Annotated in this window: 9 protein-coding genes and 1 pseudogene; 3 read left to right on the top strand and 7 right to left on the bottom strand. The window is 36.0% G+C overall.

Features of this window, described 5'->3' with window-relative positions; all coding sequences use genetic code 11:
- A pseudogene (locus tag GZ212_RS15055) lies at positions 1 to 1,820 on the bottom strand (hypothetical protein); the annotation flags it as partial.
- Between the two features lie 217 nt (positions 1,821 to 2,037).
- Between GZ212_RS15055 and GZ212_RS15050 the strand changes: the two are divergent.
- Entirely contained in the window at positions 2,038 to 5,424 is a 3,387-nt protein-coding gene (locus tag GZ212_RS15050; protein WP_166962032.1) for a gliding motility-associated C-terminal domain-containing protein, read from the top strand.
- A 369-nt stretch (positions 5,425 to 5,793) separates the two neighbouring features.
- On the opposite strand, the gene GZ212_RS15045 is transcribed toward GZ212_RS15050, so the two are convergent.
- From GZ212_RS15045 to GZ212_RS15030, 4 genes are all read right to left on the bottom strand, one after another.
- Positions 5,794 to 8,982, bottom strand: a complete 3,189-nt coding sequence (locus tag GZ212_RS15045) for a fibronectin type III domain-containing protein (protein WP_166962029.1) — start codon at positions 8,980 to 8,982, stop codon at positions 5,794 to 5,796.
- A 384-nt stretch (positions 8,983 to 9,366) separates the two neighbouring features.
- A complete protein-coding gene (locus tag GZ212_RS15040) occupies positions 9,367 to 13,290 on the bottom strand; it encodes a hybrid sensor histidine kinase/response regulator transcription factor (RefSeq protein ID WP_166962027.1) in 3,924 nt (1,307 codons plus the stop codon).
- Between the two features lie 161 nt (positions 13,291 to 13,451).
- Positions 13,452 to 15,149, bottom strand: coding sequence for a gamma-glutamyltransferase (gene ggt, locus GZ212_RS15035; RefSeq protein WP_240923829.1), 1,698 nt, complete (start codon positions 15,147 to 15,149; stop codon positions 13,452 to 13,454).
- Positions 15,130 to 15,729, bottom strand: coding sequence for an ACP phosphodiesterase (locus GZ212_RS15030; RefSeq protein ID WP_166962022.1), 600 nt, complete (start codon positions 15,727 to 15,729; stop codon positions 15,130 to 15,132). Before GZ212_RS15030 ends, ggt begins: the two co-directional genes overlap by 20 nt.
- Positions 15,730 to 15,884: 155 nt before the next feature.
- Here GZ212_RS15030 and glmM point away from each other — a divergent pair, with 155 nt between their 5' ends.
- Complete coding sequence (glmM, locus tag GZ212_RS15025; protein WP_166962019.1) at positions 15,885 to 17,273, top strand: phosphoglucosamine mutase; 1,389 nt, start codon at positions 15,885 to 15,887, stop codon at positions 17,271 to 17,273.
- On the opposite strand, the gene GZ212_RS15020 is transcribed toward glmM, so the two are convergent.
- Positions 17,270 to 18,163 carry a lysophospholipid acyltransferase family protein gene (locus GZ212_RS15020; RefSeq protein WP_166962016.1) on the bottom strand — a complete coding sequence of 298 codons (894 nt, stop codon included), beginning with the start codon at positions 18,161 to 18,163 and terminating at the stop codon, positions 17,270 to 17,272. The genes glmM and GZ212_RS15020 overlap by 4 nt on opposite strands.
- 64 nt (positions 18,164 to 18,227) lie before the next feature.
- Here GZ212_RS15020 and GZ212_RS15015 point away from each other — a divergent pair, with 64 nt between their 5' ends.
- Positions 18,228 to 18,875 carry a rhomboid family intramembrane serine protease gene (locus GZ212_RS15015; protein ID WP_166962013.1) on the top strand — a complete coding sequence of 216 codons (648 nt, stop codon included), beginning with the start codon at positions 18,228 to 18,230 and terminating at the stop codon, positions 18,873 to 18,875.
- Between the two features lie 57 nt (positions 18,876 to 18,932).
- Here the strand turns inward: GZ212_RS15015 and GZ212_RS15010 are convergent, their stop codons facing one another.
- Positions 18,933 to 20,060 carry a TlpA disulfide reductase family protein gene (locus tag GZ212_RS15010; RefSeq protein ID WP_166962010.1) on the bottom strand — a complete coding sequence of 376 codons (1,128 nt, stop codon included), beginning with the start codon at positions 20,058 to 20,060 and terminating at the stop codon, positions 18,933 to 18,935.
- Positions 20,061 to 20,065 lie beyond the last annotated feature (5 nt).

Genomic DNA, 20,065 nt, shown 5'->3' with positions numbered 1-20,065 from the left:
TTGTCAAGGGCGTAAATGATGGTGATCTCCTCGGATGGGGAGGCTCCGGTCACTTCCCCGGTAGTTGGGTCAATCACAGCGACCGGTGGCTGGGGATCCCCAAAACTGAAGGTCCCGCCGGGTTCGCCCGTAAGGGTCACCACCGCTCCTTCACAGGTAGGGTCTACCGTGAAACTCGTGTCGGCAAATGGCTCGATGATCAGATAGAATACTGGGTCGGGGCTAATGCTAATACATTCTGAATTGGGATCGGTGGGCTCGATACGCACCCATATTGGTTGCGGGGATGATGTAACTGTATATAGGCTTGTTAAGTTTCCAGTTTCAGCATCTGCATTCTCAAAACTCGTATAATAGGTAACAAGAAAATCGGAGGGATTTTGGGCTCCAAGTATATTAGAGGTTTGTGATTCCAAATCAAAATCGGCAATGCCGTCATTGCTTTCGTCGTCACACTGAATTATGTCTTCAACGGGGTTAATGATGGGAGCAGTGTAGATGGTGACCGTTAAAGGTACCAAATCACTCATACAACCATTGCTATTTTCTTGAGATACATAATAGGTTGTTTCTCCGACAATATTGGTGTCTATGGTTGGTGTGTCTGCAAGCGGTAACGTACCATCAGCATCCTCAAACCATAGTATGGTATGGTCTTCAAGAGGGGTGATTTCTAACGAGTCAGGTGTGCTTCCTTGGCAATAAAATACATCGTCAGCAATAGGTTCCTCAACATCATCCTGACTGAATATGATGGAGATGGTGGATGTACAATAAATTGATGACCATTCATAAATATATTCTCCCGGTGTAGTAAATCCTGATATTGTAATGTCGTTTCCATTAACATCACTAATATTAGTGCTTGAAGGATTGTTAGGATCTTCAATCCAGGTACCACCTCCAATACTTTCTAATGAAATTTCATCGACACAGAATACTTCTAGGGGGCCTTCTGTTAAAATACCCACATTGGCAGTAAAAGTAATGGCATCTAGAAAGTTACCTACACTTGCTCCACCAACACTGCTAACCGATTGAAAAATAAATCTAGTGGTAGGTTGGCCCGCAGGAACGGTATAGGTCCCTGTATTATAACTCCATGACGAATTGCCTGTGGAAACAGGTGGTCCAACATTGACGTATGGACCTCCGGGAGGACCAGCCATCAATTGACAAGTATCTGTTCCCATTCTTCCTCTGTGAGCAAAGCCATAGTTGAAAATTGTTCCAGCAGGCGTATCATAGTCTTGATAAAGTCCGGAAACCACATTTGCATTTAATTCTACAAACTGACTACCAGAATAGGCAGGGACATTTTGATAATTTGGGTCATTCCACATTTCGATTTGACCGTCTGAAGCGGTAGTGTTCCATCCTGGGACATAAGTTTGATTTAAAAAGGTTGGATAAACACCAGTAATAGATGGTTGTTCAAAATCATCATTTTCGGTGGTAACCATACAGTCCTCGGGATCCATCAAAAATGTAGAGTTATCAATCTTCAACCAATAAATTTCTGGAATTGCAGGATCTATAGGTAATTTGACAAGATGATCCGTACTTCTATAAATCACCTTTCCTTTTAAATTGTAGATTTCAAAATATAGAGCATCTCCCTCAAAATCCTTACTATTTAACTCAAATAGTCTTTTGATATCGGAAGAAGATATTTTAACAAATTGGGAGTTGTTAAATCCTTTTTTGAAGCGTTGAATTTTTTGAATAAAGACGTTTGTTGGGTTCTCCTTGGCAAAAGCAAAAAATGGCAATGAGAAAAGGGTCCAAATAAGGAATGAACAAGCTATTTTTTTAGTCATTAGGGATTATTTTGGGCGTCTAAAATAGCTAAAAAAAATAACACTAAATTAATATGTATTTTGCATTGAAAATTTTTGATAAATTGTTAATTAATTAAAGATATATTTATGATTTAATATTTCTGTTAATACACTACTGCAATTTTACTAGCTTCATCAAAAAAAGGATTAAATTTACCTTCTTGATATTAAAATAATTAATGCAATTACAACCAACATGAAAAAAAGATTACTTTTTATTTTATTGATAATAACGAACCTTTCTTTAGTAGCTCAGGAATATGAAATTCTGAATGTTACTTCTGGTTACAATGCCGATGTAATAGCCAATGGGAATGGTAGTGCATTCGATTTAACATCTGTAGGTGTTGATGATGCTAATTATGCCTTTATGTCTACCGATTTTGTTAATCCATCAGGTGTTTCAGCCCCAGCTACAGCTCTACCTGGTGACGGACTTATTTCTAGTGGAAGTATTTCTGGATTGACTTATCAAATGGGGGATTATTCTTCCAATAATTCATTGAGATTATCTGCTTTAGATCAAACTGAAACGATGGTTTTTTCAAATCAAGTTTCGGCAACCGATCTATATGTTTTGGTTACGTCAGGGAGTGGTGCATCCACCATATTTTTACAAGTTAATTTTGCTGATGGAACCAATACGTCTTCCATACACACGGCGCCAGATTGGTATAATAGTAATACCTTGCCAATTGCGTTACAAGGGGTAGGTAGAGTAAATAGGAATAACAACAATATTGAAACACCTTTCAATAATCCTAGAATTTATAGAATTGATGTTGAAATCGCACCTGAAGATCAAACCAAATTGATTGAAAGTGTGCAGTTTTCTAAAATATCAACAACCGGAGTTTTTAATGCCTTTGCTATATCAGCAAATTTGTTGAGTACATGTCCTTCCCCAGAATCAGTCACGTTTTCTTCTATTTCTCTGGAAGGGGCTGTTGCCTCATGGGATGTTCCAGTTGTTGAGCCCACTTCTTATGACTATTATTTTAGTGATTCTAACACAGCGCCTACAGATACGACAGAACCAACCGGAAATACGACGGATACTTCGGCAGATTTGGATGGGTTTACTCCAGTTACTACTTATTACTTTTGGATACGAAGTAATTGTGGAGAAGGGGATGAAGGCCCTTGGATAGGCCCATTTTCATTTCTTAGTCCAATCGGGAATGATGAATGCTTTGGCGCTTTGGATATTCCAGTAAATCCTGATGAAGATTGTGTTTCTGTAGTTTCAGCTGATTTTTCAGGTGCTACGGAGTCGGCTCAAGCAAGTGATTGTGCGACGGCTAATAGTGGTGATATTTGGTATCAATTTACAGCTGTAGAAAATACCCATATTATTGATTTGGTAAATTTTGATTATCAATCAGACCAATATGTTTCCACGGTTATATTAACCCTTTATGAAGGAACTGAATGTGATGCATTGAATCAAATGTATTGCAGTACAAATAATAGTATTACTGCCTATGGATTGACTCCAGGAACCAATTATTTCTTGAAAGTGTTATACATATTTACTGCGGGAGATATTGATTTAGGTTTTGATATTTGTGTCAAAACTCCAGAACCTAATGAGGATGGTTCTAGTGTAGATTGTTTGATAAACACTGTAAATAGTGACTTTTCTTATCCAGTCGTGAATGGTATTTTTCCTCCACTTATCGATCAGGATGCCGTTTTGGGGTGGAGTACCACGGCTGCTGATGGTTTTATAGAAATATGGCCAGTACCAAACTTTCAAAATGTGCCTTCTTATTCTGGTGATCAATTTATTGAATTGAATGCCAATTTGGAAGGTGGCGTTTACCAAGATTTTGATACACCCGTCACTACCACATTCAATTATGGTTTTGCACATAGAGGGCGAAGTGGAGTAGATACTTGTGAATTGTTAGCAGGTCCTCCCGGTGGTCCTTATGTAAGTGTAGAGCAAGTAAGTACGGGAAATTCTACATGGAGTTATAATACAGGTAGTTATGTTGTTCCAAATGGGCAGCCAGTGACCCGATTTATATTTCAGGCGGTTTCAACGGCTACAGGAGATAATAGTGTTGGTAACTTTTTAGATGCTATCAGTTTTACAGCCAATAATGGAATTTTAACTGATAATCCGCTAAATATGGCATGTGATCAAGACGAAATTACAGTATCTGCTGCTGGAATTGGATCATGGACCATTTTGGAAGGAAATCCATCGGAAACTGTAATTGCAGATCCTTCTTCTAATGAAACTGTCATTTCAGGATTTTCAGCGCCTGGAACTTATTATTTTGAATGGGAAACCCTTTATTGTTCTGATATATTGGAAGTTGTTTTCACAGCACCCGTTTTAGAGTTTTCATTTGAATTTGATACAATTTGTTTTGATCAGGATTTCGTATCTCCAATTTTATCGGATGGTTTTGAGGCTGGAGGAGCATTTTCTTCTGCAGAAGGTTTGTCTATCGACCCTATCACAGGTGTTATTGACGTTCAAAATAGTATCCCTGGATCCTATGATATAACTTACACCATTGACCCTAGTCAAGCTGGGGATTGTGATAATACCTATAGTACGTCCATTTCCATAGTAAATCCGGTTGCAGAATTCTCTTATGATCAAGACCCCATTTGTGGTGATGTTGGTTTGGTAGCTCCAATTTTTGCAGAAGGTTTTAGTGAAGGTGGTATATTTTCAGCAGATATAGCTGGATTGGATCTTAATGCGGCTACGGGAGAAATTAATTCTGACAACAGTGCAATTGGAGACTATGTTGTGACTTATACTTTGGACGAATCAGTCCTTGGTTGCGGTGTTTCTTATAGTGTATCGGTTTCCATAGTAGCTCCAGTTGTTGAATTTAGTTATGAGTTTGCTGGTATTTGCTTTGACGAAACAACGGTAAGCCCTATTTTGGGAGATGGCTTTACTACCGGAGGAACTTTTACGGGTCAAACAGGTTTGACCTTGGATGCATCCACAGGAATAATTGATGTGGCTAATAGTAGTCCTGGAATGTATATGGTAACATATAATTTACCTGCCGATGTTCTAGGCTGCGAGGATTCTTATGAAGTAGAATTTTCTATTTATGAAGGAGTCGCCTTAGAAATTTCAGGAGCTTGTGACGGACTTTCTTATTATTTAAGCGTGGAGAGTTTAAATGATTTGGATGTAAATGATATGACTATTACGTGGACAGGTCCAAATTCATTTTCTGATAGTGGAGATATTATTGAGATTGTAGATTCTGGTGTATATGAAGTAACTGCAGTTTCAGTAAATGGTTGCGAATATACAGGTTCTTTTACTGTTGAAAGTACGTTCTGTACCATACCAGAAGTTATTACACCTAATAGTGATGGTTTTAATGATTCGTTTGATCTTACTGGATTGAATGTAAGTGATATTAAAATTTTCAATAGATATGGAACTGAAGTATTTTCTGAAGCCAATTATACCAACCAGTGGCATGGACAAGAAAAGGGTAGCTCTAAAACGTTGCCAGTAGGAACCTATTTCTATGTTTTAAAGTTCGCAGATCAGAGGGAATCTTTGACGGGCTGGGTATACATGACGTATTAGTTGTCAAACGATACTGAATATTTTAGAAAGACCATTTTTTAATGGTCTTTTTTTGTTTCTAATGGTTTGGTTTAGAGAAGTATTGAAATTTTAACGGGCAAGTAAATAAGTTAAAATAAGGTAGGTAGGATTCTATATCTATACGCTTTGGAACGGTGGTTCTATGGTTAAAAAGGATTGTTGCTTATTGTTTTAATCCTTAGAATTTGTTTATGGGAGTAATTGCCATAGATACTTTTTTATAGAATATGGCTTAAGTTTAGATTAAAATTAAATGGTTGAATCGAGTGTTGAAAAAAAATCCCTGACATGTCAATGTCAGGGATTTTCAAGTTTAATAAGTAAAGGCTATTAATAGGGTGATTTTTCTTATTGCTTGATAATTCTAAAGGTTTTAGAACCCTCTGTAGAATTAACTGTTACAAAATAAACACCTTGAGAAAGGTTGCTTACATTGATCACGTTTTCATTGAAATCAACAGCAACTCTTTGTCCAAGAACGGTAAAGACATCTACTGATTGTACATCCATACCTTTTACAAACAATTGGTCCTTAACTGGATTTGGATACATAGTCACATTTACCAAAGTTTGTTCGTTCACAGATAATCCTGCTTCTTCAGAGAACTTAATACTTGCAGCAAACACGTTAATTACACCTCCTGTTTCTTTCTGAAAATCAATTGAGGTTATGGTCTTTGTATAATTGCCTTCCTCTAGAGCAACAGCCATTTCATAAATTCTAGGGTTGTTGTTTGGAGTTTCCACGTTGTCATTTGTAGTATTTACACGTCCAATTCCAGCAATCACATAGTTACCTCCATTGTACCAATCTGATACTGCAGTAGTCGGAATAGCTTGTGTAGATCCATCATTAAAGTGGATAGTTCCTGACATGCTGCCAGGGCCACCTCCAGAAACGACACTTAAATAAAGGGTTTCAGCTGGGTAAGCATTTGTAACCGTTAAAGTACCACCTTCACTAGCAGTTGGCATTCTTAATGAATTGTTGTCTGCATAGGATTGAAGTTCAAAACTTAAACCAGATGTATTCGGGCTATTCAAAACACCATTTAGAGGCAAACCAACGGAAACTAAGTTAGATCCTGTTGGGTCAAAGTCTTTAGAGAAATAAACGTAATTGCCTCCATCAATATCATTGGTTGAGGAAGAAGCCGATGCCCCAACACCGTTGGCAATGACATCATCAGAATACCCTGAAGTTTCAAGCGCCGTATAGCTTCCAAAAGTAAATGGTCCTACCCAATAGCTATAACCTTCCTCTCCACAAACCGTTCTTACATAATACTCTTTAATTTCACCATAGCTTAAAGCTGCTTCATACGAATTTTCAGAAATAATCATTCCAGAAGTAGGTTCTCCAGCCCCTATGTCTTGAACTGCAATTTCATATCCATCTTGATCAGGTCCTGACCAACTTAACATTGCTGATGTAGGTGTGACATCAGCACTCAATCCTGTAGGAACCATACAAGCTGCCTCAGTTGTAAAGCTATACGGCCCAACCCAAGTGCTAAATCCTGTTTCAAGACAAATAGTTCTGATGTAAAAATCATAGGCCGTTTCAGGAGTTAGATCGTTAAAGGTATAAGTGGTTTGATCAGTCGTGTCATCAGCGGTAGTTGGTTCCCCGGCGCCATCAAGTACAACAGCTACTTCATATCCCGCTTCATCTGGTCCAGTCCAACTTAAATCAGCAGAAGAAGAAAAAACTTCAGCTGATAAATCTGAAGGGGCATCACAATAAGGTGATCCATACGTTAAAACATCATCTATGTTTAAGTGCCATTCATTGGTTGAAATCGCTTTAATAGCAAAATAGATGGTTTCCCCTACATAGGCAGATAAATCATAGGTGTATTCGGTATAACTTGTTCCAGGGCCAACATTGGTTGCTAATACCTCTGTAAAGTCAGCCTCTGAATTCCCAGTAGTTGAAACAAGGACATCAAATTCATCTACATATGAGGAACTGTAATTTCGAGCCCAAAAACTAATCATATCAGAAACATGGTCGGTTACTGTAAATGCAGGAGTGATTAAGTAATCCTCATGTGCTGTAGAACTATAGGTGATTCTCATAGATTTACTTCCACTGTTAGCATAGGTCGTACTGTTATGGTGAAACCAAGTATTGCTGTCACCACCATTGATAATGGTCCAGCAAACAGGAATGCTATCACCTTCAAAATCTTCGTCAATTCCTGGAAGGGCATCACACCATGTAGTAACGTTTGTCGTGGTCCAAGTACTATAACCATCAACTCCACAATCTGCTCTTACATATACGGTGTAAGTAGTTGCAGGTTCTAAACTTGAAAAATCAAATGAATTGGTGACTGTTGCATCTCCAGAAGTCGGCTCTGGGTCCCCATTTAAAACATAGGCAACTTCCCAAGCAGAAGCTGTTCCCATATCCCATGAAGCAGAAGCCTCAGTAGTTGAAGTTGCAGCAGCACTTAAGTTTGTAGGTGCTGGACAAGCGATAGTGGTTGTAAAACTTAATGGTCCTACCCAGTAGCTAAAACCTGTTGTTTGGCAAACTGTTCTAATATAAGCATCGTAAGCTGTTTCAGGTGTCAGGTTTGTAAAAGTATAAGTTGATTGATCTGTAGTGTCATCACCAGTAACTGGCTCACCCGCACCATCTAAAACAACGGCAACTTCAAACGTATCATTCACATCGAATGGCGTCCAAGAAATTTCTGCATCATAAGCACCAACAGTACCTAAAGCTAAATCTGTGGGAACTGGACAATCAGCGGCCAATTTCCCTGAAATAGCAAAAATGTTTAAGGTAATATTTGCTGAAGTACCCCCTGCGGTTACATTGGTTACTGTTATTCCTGTAACTGTTTTAGATTGATTTGCAGGATCTATATCAAGCCCAATTTCATAAATTCTAGGGTTTAGTGTCCATGTTCCTCCATTCTCAAGAGTTTCATCATCTCTATTAACTCTTCCAATACCACTAATGATATAGTTGCTACCATTGTACCAATCAGATACACTTAAATCTGAAAAGGCTTGAGTGGATCCATCTTGAAAATCGATAGTTCCGCTAAAAGTGGAACTCCCACTACCTGTAGTTGCTGCAAAATAGATAGTTTCATAACTTCCAGTTTCGGCAATAGTAACAGGGAAATTGACATCTCCTGAAGCAGGTATTCTTAGAGAGTTGTCTGCATCATAGCTGGCAAATTGAAAGGATAAATCAGTAGTGTTTGGACTAGTAATTAAACCTCCTACAGGAAGCCCAAAAGATGCATCCTGATATCCCATTTCTAAGAAACACCAATTCACACCATCAACGTCATTAGTAGTTACCTCAGCTGCAGCTCCAACACCATTGGCAATCACATCAGCATTGAGGCCAGAAAGTGAAAAGGTTACAAAATCAGCAGGATCCATGATGGGATTCATTTCAGATTTGTTGGGAGAAGGGTTTTTGGAGGCGAATGTTGCCAAACCAAAAACAGTTGTTAGAAAAGCAGCAGAAGCAAATCTCTTAGCCACCCTAAAGTAGTTTTTTCTCATAAAATTTAAGTTTAAAAAATAGAGTTAATTAATGTGACTAATATATTTGTTGTTGAAGGGGGGCACTATAAGATGTGTTTCAAATAGTATCATTTTTGTTTCAATTCCTTAAAAACAGCTAATTATGTGCATTTTTTTAACAATAAAAATTGAAAGACAGGATGGTTAAATAATAATATTTTAGTTATCTCATTATTGTTAGTAGATTTAAATAGAATGGCTTTGATTGTTTTTAAAATGATTTTATTACGATCAACCACGAATGAGAATTAGCTGATTTCCTTTTCTCATTATCTATGAATAGCCATGTTTTGGTTGTTGTATTTTAGGGAAGTAAATTCTTATATTTTAAGAGGTCATTTTTTATTTTTAGGAACTTACGGTCTATTGTTTTAACCCTTCGTTCTCTAAATACTCTGAAGGCGTTAAACCATAGGTTTCTTTAAAACACTTTGAAAAGTATGAAGGACTTCCAAAGCCAGTTTTGTAAGACACTTCGGCGATATTGTAATTTTCTTTTAAGAGCGTAGAGGCTCTTTTTAATTTATAGACTTGTATAATCTTGCCTGTTGTATTATTGGTTAATGCTTTAATTTTTCTATGAAGACTGGTTCTGCTCATATTCAAACTTGAAGCTAAATCGTTCACACCAAATTGTTCATTGCTTAAGTTGTTTTCAAGTATCTGTTCTACTTGTAATAAGAAAGGATCACTCTTTTCCTTGTTGTTTTTTTCTTCACTATAATTAGGTAAGAGTTTGAGTTCTTCAAAAATAGTCTCTCGTTGACTCTTTTGTAATTCTAGCCTATTTTTAATTCTAAGTAGCAATTCCGAAATATTAAATGGTTTTGAAACATAATCATCAGCCCCAAGGGTTAGTCCCTCTAATCTGCTTTTTAAATCGGTTTTGGCGGTTAATAGAATAACGGGAATATGGTTTGTTACCATATTTTCTTTTATTTGTTTACATAGCTCGAGACCATCCATTTTGGACATCATTACATCGCTTATTATGATATCTGGAATGATTTCATTGGCTAATTTTAGTCCTTTTATAGCGTTGTCAGACTTAATAACGTTATAGTGGGGCTTTAAACTAATGGATAGGAAATCCAGCATTTCTTCATTATCCTCTACTAATAGAATGGTAGGAGATTCATCATCCTTAATAAATGTAGCACTATCTAGAGGTTGATTTTTTTCTTTCGAAACGTTAGCCAAGGACTCAACCTTCTTATAAGGTAAATAAATTTTGAAAATGGTACCCGAGTCATCTCCAATTTTACTTTCTACATTTATTTCGCCATCTTGCATTTGAACAAGCTCGTTCACTAAGGATAGACCTATACCGCTGCCAGTAACAATATTTGGATTGTTTTTTGAATTTTCTGATTGATAAAACCTTTCAAAGATATGTGGTAAGTCTTTTTTAGAAATTCCAATACCATCATCTTCAATCTTTATGATTACGCCGTCTTCTTTTTCTGATAGGTTCACAAGTATTTTGCCTCCTCTTTTACCATATTTAATGGAATTGGAGATTAGATTGTTTATAATTCTTTCGAGCATGTATGGAGAGAAAATATAATTTGCTGTCAGTGGAGATATTAAATCAATTGTTATGATTTTTTCTTTGGCTTCTTCCTTAAAGGCTTCTATACATTTTTTTATGGATAATACCATATCGCCTGGGAAATAGTTGGCTTCCAAAACCCCAGCCTCTATTTTTGAAATGTCCAATAACTGATCTGAAAGGTTCAATAGATTATTGGCATTTTTTTTAATGATGGACAGTAAACGTTTTCTATTTTTTTTCTTTTTGGTCTTTTTCAGCTGCTCCACAGGAGCTATAATAAGAGACAGAGGTGTCCGTAATTCATGGGTTAGGTTTGTGAAAAATCTTGTCTTAAGATTGTTAATCTCCCTAAAGTGATCAGCTTCTTTTCTTTTAAGTTCTATTTCCTTATTAATCACCTTTTGCTTTATGGATCTTTTGATGAAAAGGAATATTATGCCAGAAAATGTCATGATATATAAAAAAATAGCCCAGTTGGTCTCCCACCAAGCAGGAGAAATATTTATATCTAATGTTTCAATATCAGTACTCCATACCCCTGAAGTATTTGTGGCATTCAATTCCAAAGTATAATCACCAAAGGGTATTTTTGTATAAACAGCTTCATTTTTTCCTTTTAAAACTACCCATTCGTCATCATACCCTTTTAAGCGATATCTATATTTAATATCATCTGACTGAGAGAATTCTAAAGCCGAAAACTCAATGGTTAAATTATTTTTAAAATAGGGCAAGTCTAAAGTGTTTAAATCGCTATATATTAAAAAGTTATCGCCTTCTTTTAAATATGATTCATTGTTTATTTTAATTTGAGTTATAACAACCGAGGGGTTGAATTTGTCATCACCTATACTTAAAGGATTAAAAATGGCGCCTCCATTTATTCCTCCAAAAGCAAAGTCTCCATTTGGCATAATGAACTGGTGATACCTATTATATTCCAGAGCTGTTAATCCGTGAGACGAAGAAAAAGTCCTATGGTTTAAAGTTTGGCTATTGAATCTACAGAGACCTTTATTGGTTCCCAGCCATAAAAATCCTTTATTGTCTTCTAGTAGGGTGTAAATAGTGTTATCTGGGAGTCCATCTTCTATAGTGAACAATTTATTTTCAAAGGTATTTTTGTTGAATTTCAGTAATCCATAATAACTGGCTATCCATAAAATGTTTTCCTCTTTGCTGTCAGAAATAATACTTATTAAGTTGTTGGTAGGTAAGCTATTTGCGATATTTTCAGCTTTAAACTGGGATATTTTATTTGTTTTGGTATCTATACGAATCAGCCCACTGAATTCAGTTGTAATCCAAATATAATTATCATCGAATAAGATAGAACTAGGGCTTAGTTTATTTTTAAAACTATTTTGAAGTAAATGTGAATAGGGTTCTAACAGCCATTGCTGCTCTTTATCATTATAGCTAAATAGATTGCAACTTTCATCAATAACCAATGGATTACCATTTCCATTAATAGTTATTCCTTTAATCGGCACAAAATCATCAATGGTGGGAACTGGCAAAGCCTTGAGTTTGTATAGCTTGTTCTCACCTGGCTTGTAGTAAGCAACAGTTCTATGTAAAGCCACCCAGATTTTATCGTTGTTCTTTGCAGATCTTAGATAGTAACTAGGGAGTAAAAGTAATTTATTACTGGTGTTGAAATTGAAATAATCCTCTAGAGAAATATTAAATTCATTTTTAAAAAGAGTCATTGCAAAATCGTCTTCATAACTAAAGTCTTTAAAATTCAAGCTAAAATCAACTTGATATACACCATCTGTATTGGCCGCAAGCCAAATCAGACCAGATTGGTCCACTAGAAAATCATAAAATAAAGGTTTCTTTTTAGTATTGTCTTCGTCAAAGGGTAACTGACCTAAGAGTGTTATGCCTGAGACATCTTCGTATGTATAAATATTTCTATTGATAATTAAATAGTCTTTCCCATTTGAATTTGTTTGAATTTGCTTAAATCCTTTAGTGTCATCTTTGGGTAAAGGCAACCTTCTAAATGAATTAGTCATAGGATCGAAAAAGTATAGATACTCTTCCTCTATCCACATGAATTCCCCATTATCTCTCTCAAATAAGTTTGTAGCGGGCTCATTTTCTATAGAATTTGACGCATAAGGGTTGACTATGAGCTCAAATTTATTCAGGGACGTATTAAATTTATTTATCCCCTTAAGGCCAAGAACCCAAATGTTGTTACTACGGTCAATAAAAATGTTGCTTATTTTGTCTTCGTCGGGAGTATATGTTTTTTTGTCAAATGCCTTTTCAGTAGCATTTAAGTTTAGACTATAAACATTATTCCCATAATAGTACCATAGTTTACTTTTCTTATCTATATAGCCATTCCCTGTTTGATAGTAATTTTCAACACCTGGTATATGGGTTATCTTACCCGTGTTTAAGTCCAGTAAATCTAATTCGTCCGTTTCATACTGGATCCATATGGTGTTGCCTTCCCCTTTTTGAAGTTTGGATATGATATTTGAAGCCAGTGAATTAACTTCTCCAGGAACGTGTTGTAGGATTTCAAGTTTATGCCCTTCATAACGTGCCAATCCATTTCTGGTACTTATCCAGATAAAACCATTATTGTCTTCCAATAAATCTGAAACAAAGGACTGAGGAAGGCCTTCATTTACAGAGATGTGTTTGATGTTTTGGGCATTGCAAAGTAGAGAAGATATTAAAAATGAAATTAAAAACTGGAAGACCCTCATGCGCTAAACTGTGATAAATAATTTTAGGTTTTAATTAATTATAATCATAAAATTTCCTATTTCGGAAGGCAACTATAAAATTGTTGTTAGAATTGTATTAAAATTCAAATAAAGCATTTAAAATTACACTTATTCAATTTTTAGGCATTTTTATTATAAAATTAAAAGCCAATAGCAGTGTCATCACCTCTCGAGTCGGCGCCTGCTTCATAGGACCCATTTCCCAATTTTAAAATGCCGTCAACTTTTCCAATAACCGGTGTTTTTACTTGGTTTGTTTTATAACCCTTTGCTTCCAGTTCATCAATAAGTTTTGGACTAAACTCATTGGGTTCCATAACAATTTCGTCTGGTAGCCATTGGTGATGAAATCGTGGTGCATTGACAGCTTGCTGTAAAGACATTTCAAATTCGTACACATTTAAAATGGTTTGAAATACAGAGGTGATAATGGTAGAGCCGCCTGGGGTCCCTAGGGTCAAATAAAGATCATTGTTCTTTTCAACAATCGTTGGGGTCATTGAGCTTAGCATCCGTTTTTCGGGTTCAATTTTATTGGCCTCGGCTCCAATCAAACCAAACATATTAGGTTGTCCTGGCTTACTACTAAAGTCATCCATTTCATTGTTTAGGAAAAAACCAAGTTCATCAACATAAACCTTAGATCCGTAGGCGCCATTTAAAGTGGTTGTAACTGCAATAGCATTTCCAAAGGGATCAACAATAGAGTAGTGGGTGGTTTCGTCACTTTCATTTGGTAGAATATTACCATGAGAGATAGCTGAGGATGAAGTCGCTTGGTCAAATGAAAAGGAAGCCATTCTCTCACCTAAGTAGGAGGTAGCAATTAAGGAGTCTGTAGGGATATTTACAAAATCTGGATCTCCTAAATAATAACTTCTATCTGCAAAACTTCGTCTTTCTGCTTCTGTCATAACTTGTATTGCTTTTAATGAATTATGACCATATTGCTTTAATGGAAATGATTCTACCATCTTCATCATTTGGGCTAAACATATTCCACCACTTGCCGGAGGTGCCATTGAAATTATTTTTAAATCCTTATAGTCAAAGATGATAGGATTTCTCCATTTAGCTACATATTTGGATAAATCTTCCATGGTTAAAATCCCTCCTTTTTTTTGAATGTAATCAATCAAAATTTCAGCTGTTTGACCATGATAGAATTCTTTCTTTCCATTGTTAGCGATTCGTTCCAAGGTTTTCGCTAAGGCTAGATTTTTTAAAGTATCGCCTTGTACCAAGTTTTTAGATATTAAAGTGTTTTTACCGTTTACCAAGTGAATAAGGCTATCATATTTTTTAAATTGTCCTTCTTGATGTTTTGTGACTACCACCCCTTTTCTAGCAAGTTCAATAACTGGTTTGATAAGGTCTTTAATTGGCATACTGCCAAATCTTTCATGGGCTTCAAAAAGTCCAGCCATACTTCCAGGAACGCCCACGGCATAAATTCCTAAGGTACTTTTATTAGGTATGATTTCTCCATTAACATCTAGATACATGGTTTCACTGGCATTCATGGGAGCTTTTTCTCGAAAATCCAAACTTCCTACTTCGCCATTGCTTAGTCTATAAACAAGGAAACCACCGCCTCCCAAATTACCTGCATAGGGGTAAGCCACTGCTAAAGCAAGATGGGTAGCAAACATGGCGTCAAAGGCATTACCGCCTTTTTTCATGATGTCTGATCCTATTTTAGAGGCTTCTTTTCTAGCTGAAACCACCATAGCCTTTTTTGTAATCAAACCTCTTTCAACAATATTTTTTGGTTTATTGCATGAAATAAGGCTTACGAGAAAAATGGCAAGGATTGTGTTAAGATATCTTACTCTCAATTTCAGGAAGTTTAGTTTTGGAAAAGTTGATAAGTTCAGTAAAGAAGTGAGTGAATTCGCTTTCAAAATCATAATAGAATTGGCGCAATTCATTGGTTGCTTGATGCATGCCAGATTTGTAGTTTGTTCTGCGATTCATGCCATTTAAAACGTTTTGGATGCCTTCAATTTGCGCATAATTAAGGAGCCAATCTTCGGCTTTCATAAAGGGAACCATTCTTTGGGTATTTGCAGGGAGCCAATCAAAGTTTTCTTCCATGATTTGATAAAAATTCGCTGTAAATTGCTTTAAAGGAACTGCGCTGTAATCTGACCAATTTTTTGCTAGAAAGTGATCATATAAAATATCTACAATTACTCCACTGTAATGACTGTACTTGGCATGTAATCGTTTAGAACTTTGTCTTACTATTGGGTGGGCATCAGTAAATGTGTCAATTTCTCTGTGGAGCAGGATACCTATTTGAACTTCCTTAGGGTAGTCTAAATATTGTTTTCCTTTAATACTATCGGCAATAAAATTTCCAATGGTGACCATTTCATTGTTTCCCGATAAATAGATGTGGGCCAAAAAATTCATGTTTCCAATTTACAAATTTTATCTCCCGGGCTTTTATCTCCTTCAGGGAATTAATTCACAAAGAGTTGTTTAAAAAATTAATCAATCAGTTGTCTGTAATCGGTTTTTAGAAAATTTAGAAGGCTTATATTTGCTAATATTCTTAATAAAAAACAATGACTCTTATAAAATCAATTTCAGGAATTCGTGGGACTATTGGAGGTGAAGTGGGAACTAATTTAACGCCTATTGACACAGTAACTTTTGCCGCTGCTTACGGAACATGGCTTAAGCAATACCGACAAAAGGAGAATTATAAGGTAGTAGTAGGGAGAGATGCCAGAATATCAGGAGAAATGATTCAGAGTTTGGTGATGAATACCCTGGTAGGTATGGGAATTCACGTCGTTGATTTGGGATTATCTACAACACCCACCGTTGAAGTTGCTGTTCCTATGGAGCATGCTGATGGAGGCATTATATTAACGGCTAGCCATAACCCAAAACAATGGAATGCTCTAAAACTTTTGAATGAAAAGGGTGAGTTTTTAAGTGGGGCAGATGGCGAGCAAATTTTAAAAATTGCAGAAAGTCAGGCTATGTCGTTTTCAGAAGTGGATGCGCTTGGAAAAATCACCAAAAATGATGCTTATATCGATTTACATATTGATGAGGTATTAAACCTCAAGTTGGTTAATAAATCAGCCATTGAAAAGGCTAAATTCAAAGTGGTTGTTGACGGTGTGAATTCCACGGGAGGGATTGCCATTCCAAGATTATTGGAACGATTGGGTGTAGATGTTGTGGAATTATATTGTGAGCCCAATGGTCATTTTCCTCACAATCCCGAACCATTAAAAGAGCATTTAACCGATTTGTCTCAAGCAGTGGTTAAGGAACATGCTGATTTGGGAATCGTGGTAGATCCAGATGTTGATAGATTAGCATTTATGGATGAGAATGGTAATATGTTTGGCGAGGAGTATACCTTAGTGGCTTGTGCCGATTACATTTTAGACAAGCATCCTGGTAACACGGTAAGTAATATGAGTTCTACTAGGGCCTTAAGAGATGTAACCGAAAAACACGGGGGAACTTATGAAGCCAGTGCCGTAGGAGAAGTAAATGTGGTTACTCTTATGAAGAAGAATCAAGTCGTTATTGGAGGCGAAGGAAATGGAGGGATAATTTACCCTGAGCTTCATTACGGTAGAGATGCCTTGGTAGGGGTTGCTTTGTTTTTAAGTCTTTTGGCAGAACGTAAAATGTCCGTGAGTGACTTAAGAAAAACATATCCTAGCTACTTTATGAGCAAGAAGAAAATTGAATTGACTCCTGATTTAGACGTGGATGGTATTTTAAAAACCATTGAAGCGAATTACTTTGAAGAAAACCTAACAACCATCGATGGTGTTAAAATTGATTTTCCTGAAAATTGGGTGCACTTAAGAAAAAGTAACACTGAGCCTATTATCCGAATATACACCGAAGCTAAATCACAAAATGAAGCCGATGAATTAGCCGATAGATTTATTTCGGAATTAAAGCAAATAGCTGATTCCTAATTATTTTTTAAAGCAGGAGCCTCATGACGGTGTTTCCATCGCTTGTGAGTCCATAGGTAATATTCAGGAGCTTGTCTAATTTGAGATTCAAGAATTCGATTAAACTGTTCGGTTATTTCGAAGTCTTTTACAGTTTTTGGGTCTTTTGATAAAATAATAAATTCCGACTCGTAATAACCCCTTTTAACTTTATCTATTTTTAAATAGGTGATGGGGTAATTGTATTTTTTGGCTGTTAATTCAGCTCCTATAAAACAGGGGATAGTAACTCCCATAAATTCTCCCCAATAGTTATTTGGTTTTAATTTAGGAGATTGGTCACTTATAAAAGCAATCAGTCTTGTTTCCCCATTATCATGAAGCTCTTCAATTCTACATAAAGCTCTTTTGCTGTCAACGAGCACCGAGTTATATTTTGAGCGAATACGTCTCACCAATCTATCGAAGTATTTATTGGCAATTCTTTTATAAATGCCTAGTGCCTTATTGGTAGCGTAAGATTGTAAAATAATGGACCATTCATAACTTGCATAGTGCCCATACATAACAACAATACTTTTTTCGGTGGCTTCAAGTTCTTTTAAAGTTTCAAGGTTTTTAAGGACAAATCGTTTAGAAAGTTCCTTTTTGGAAACTGTAAGTGTTTTAATCATTTCCAAAAACATATCACACATGTGGTGGTAGAATTTCTTTGTAATCGACTTAATTTCCTGATCAGATTTTTCTGGGAAGACCAATTTAATGTTGTCTCTAACAATGCTTTTGCGATAGCCAATGACATAGTATAACAATAAATAAACACCATCGGATATGGCATATAGAATCCTAAAAGGCATAATAGAGATTATCCAAAGTATTGGATAAATTAAAATGTAAGCAATAAATTGCATGAATAAATATTAGATTTGCATTGGCAAATATAACCTTTATTTTTATTGATAATTTAATGTATTTATGGGCAATTTAAGTATCGTGACCATTATTATAATCGCAGCCAATGTGCTAATATCCTATAAAGGGTTTGGTGATTTTGGTTTCTTTGAAAAATATAAATTTAATGTGGGAGCTATCAGAAGAGGGGAGCAAATTAGAATGTTTAGTTCTGGTTTTTTACATGTGGATGTAGCCCATTTGGTTTTTAATATGTTTACGCTTTACATTTTTGCAAATGTGGTATTGGCCTATTTAGGTAATATCAATTTTATAATTGTCTATGTAGGAAGTTTGTTATTGGGTAATTTATTGTCTTTATACTTTCATAAAAATGAATATTATTACAGTGCAGTAGGGGCCAGTGGAGCCGTTATGGGAGTCATTTATTCTGCAATTTTGCTTCGTCCAGATTTAACAATTTACTTGTTTTTAGTAGTTCCGATTCCTGCTTATATTTTCGGGATTGCATATCTGCTTTATACCATATATGGTATGAAAAGTAGAGTAGGTAATATTGGTCATGATGCTCATTTTGGTGGAGCAATTGGTGGTTATGTCATAACATTGATGCTAGCTTCGTGGCTCTTTGAAACCCATTTAACCATGATTATATTATTATTGATTCCAATAGTGCTATTGTTTGTTTTGAAGAAAATGAATAAAATCTAAATAATAAAAAAACCCTCCAAACTTGGAGGGCTTTTTTATACTGTGTCTTGCTATAAACTACTGAAGTAATTCGGCTACTTTTTTATCAAGCTCGTCACCTCTTAAATTTTTAGCAACGATTTTACCTTCACTGTCCAATACAAAAGTTGCAGGGATAGCTTGGATATTATATTGTTTAGCAATAGGATCATTAAAATAAGATAGGTTGGAAACTTGGTGCCAAGTAAGTCCATCCTTTTCAATGGCGTCTAACCATTCTTGTTTTGCGTCTTTTTGTCTAGGCGTACCATCCAGTGAAACACCAATGATTTCAAGACCTTGTTCATGGTATTTGTTATAGATCTCCACTACATGCGGATTTTCTTTTCTACATGGTCCACACCATGCTGCCCAAAAATCAATGATAGTTACTTTTCCCATCACATCTTTCAATGCTAAGGTATCACCAGCAGGAGTTGGTGCACTAAAATCAGGAGCCATACTTCCTTCGGCAGTAACCATAGCTGCTTCTATTTTTTCACCTACTTCTTTTCCAACACGACTTTCTTTAACTTCTTTAGTAAAACTGTCAAAGATGGATTTTGCTTCATTGGTTTTTACGACACCTGAAGAAGATAAATTATCTAAGAAAGCCATACTAGTTACTAAATCAGTATTTTCTTTTACAAGCTTTATGTTCTTTTCATTCATGATGGCAATCACACTATCATAAGTGGCTTTCACTTGATCCATCGTGATGGTATCTTGCTTTTGTTGAGCGATGGCATATTTTTGCCCTAATTCAGCATTCACTTTTCTTGCAGGCTCGCTGTTTAATCTAAACTCACCTAATAAGTCATTTTCTTTACTACCGGTAACCTTAGATTTAGGAAGGCTATCTTTGTAGAATTCAATATCCATTTCTGTGTTTTCAACCACTAAAGGCAATCCCATATTTAATCCATCTATGGTCACCAAATAAAAATCTGGAGACTCCACTTTTCCTTGCATCAGAATCTTTCCATCTTGAACAGTAGTAGAATCAACTGTTATTTTTTGCATTCTTTCATTCTTAACCAAAAGCACTTTTTTACCATTGGCTGATGCATCTATTGTACCCTTAATACTGTAGCCATCCTGTTTTTCATTCTTACAGGATAAAAACATGGTAGTTATTGCCATAATGGCAAATAAATTTCTAGACATAATCT

Origin of the sequence: Mangrovimonas sp. CR14 (assembly GCF_011764015.1) — a bacterium.
Taxonomy (GTDB): Bacteria; Bacteroidota; Bacteroidia; order Flavobacteriales; family Flavobacteriaceae; genus Mangrovimonas; species Mangrovimonas futianensis.
This window is presented reverse-complemented; position numbering and strand designations above follow the sequence as displayed.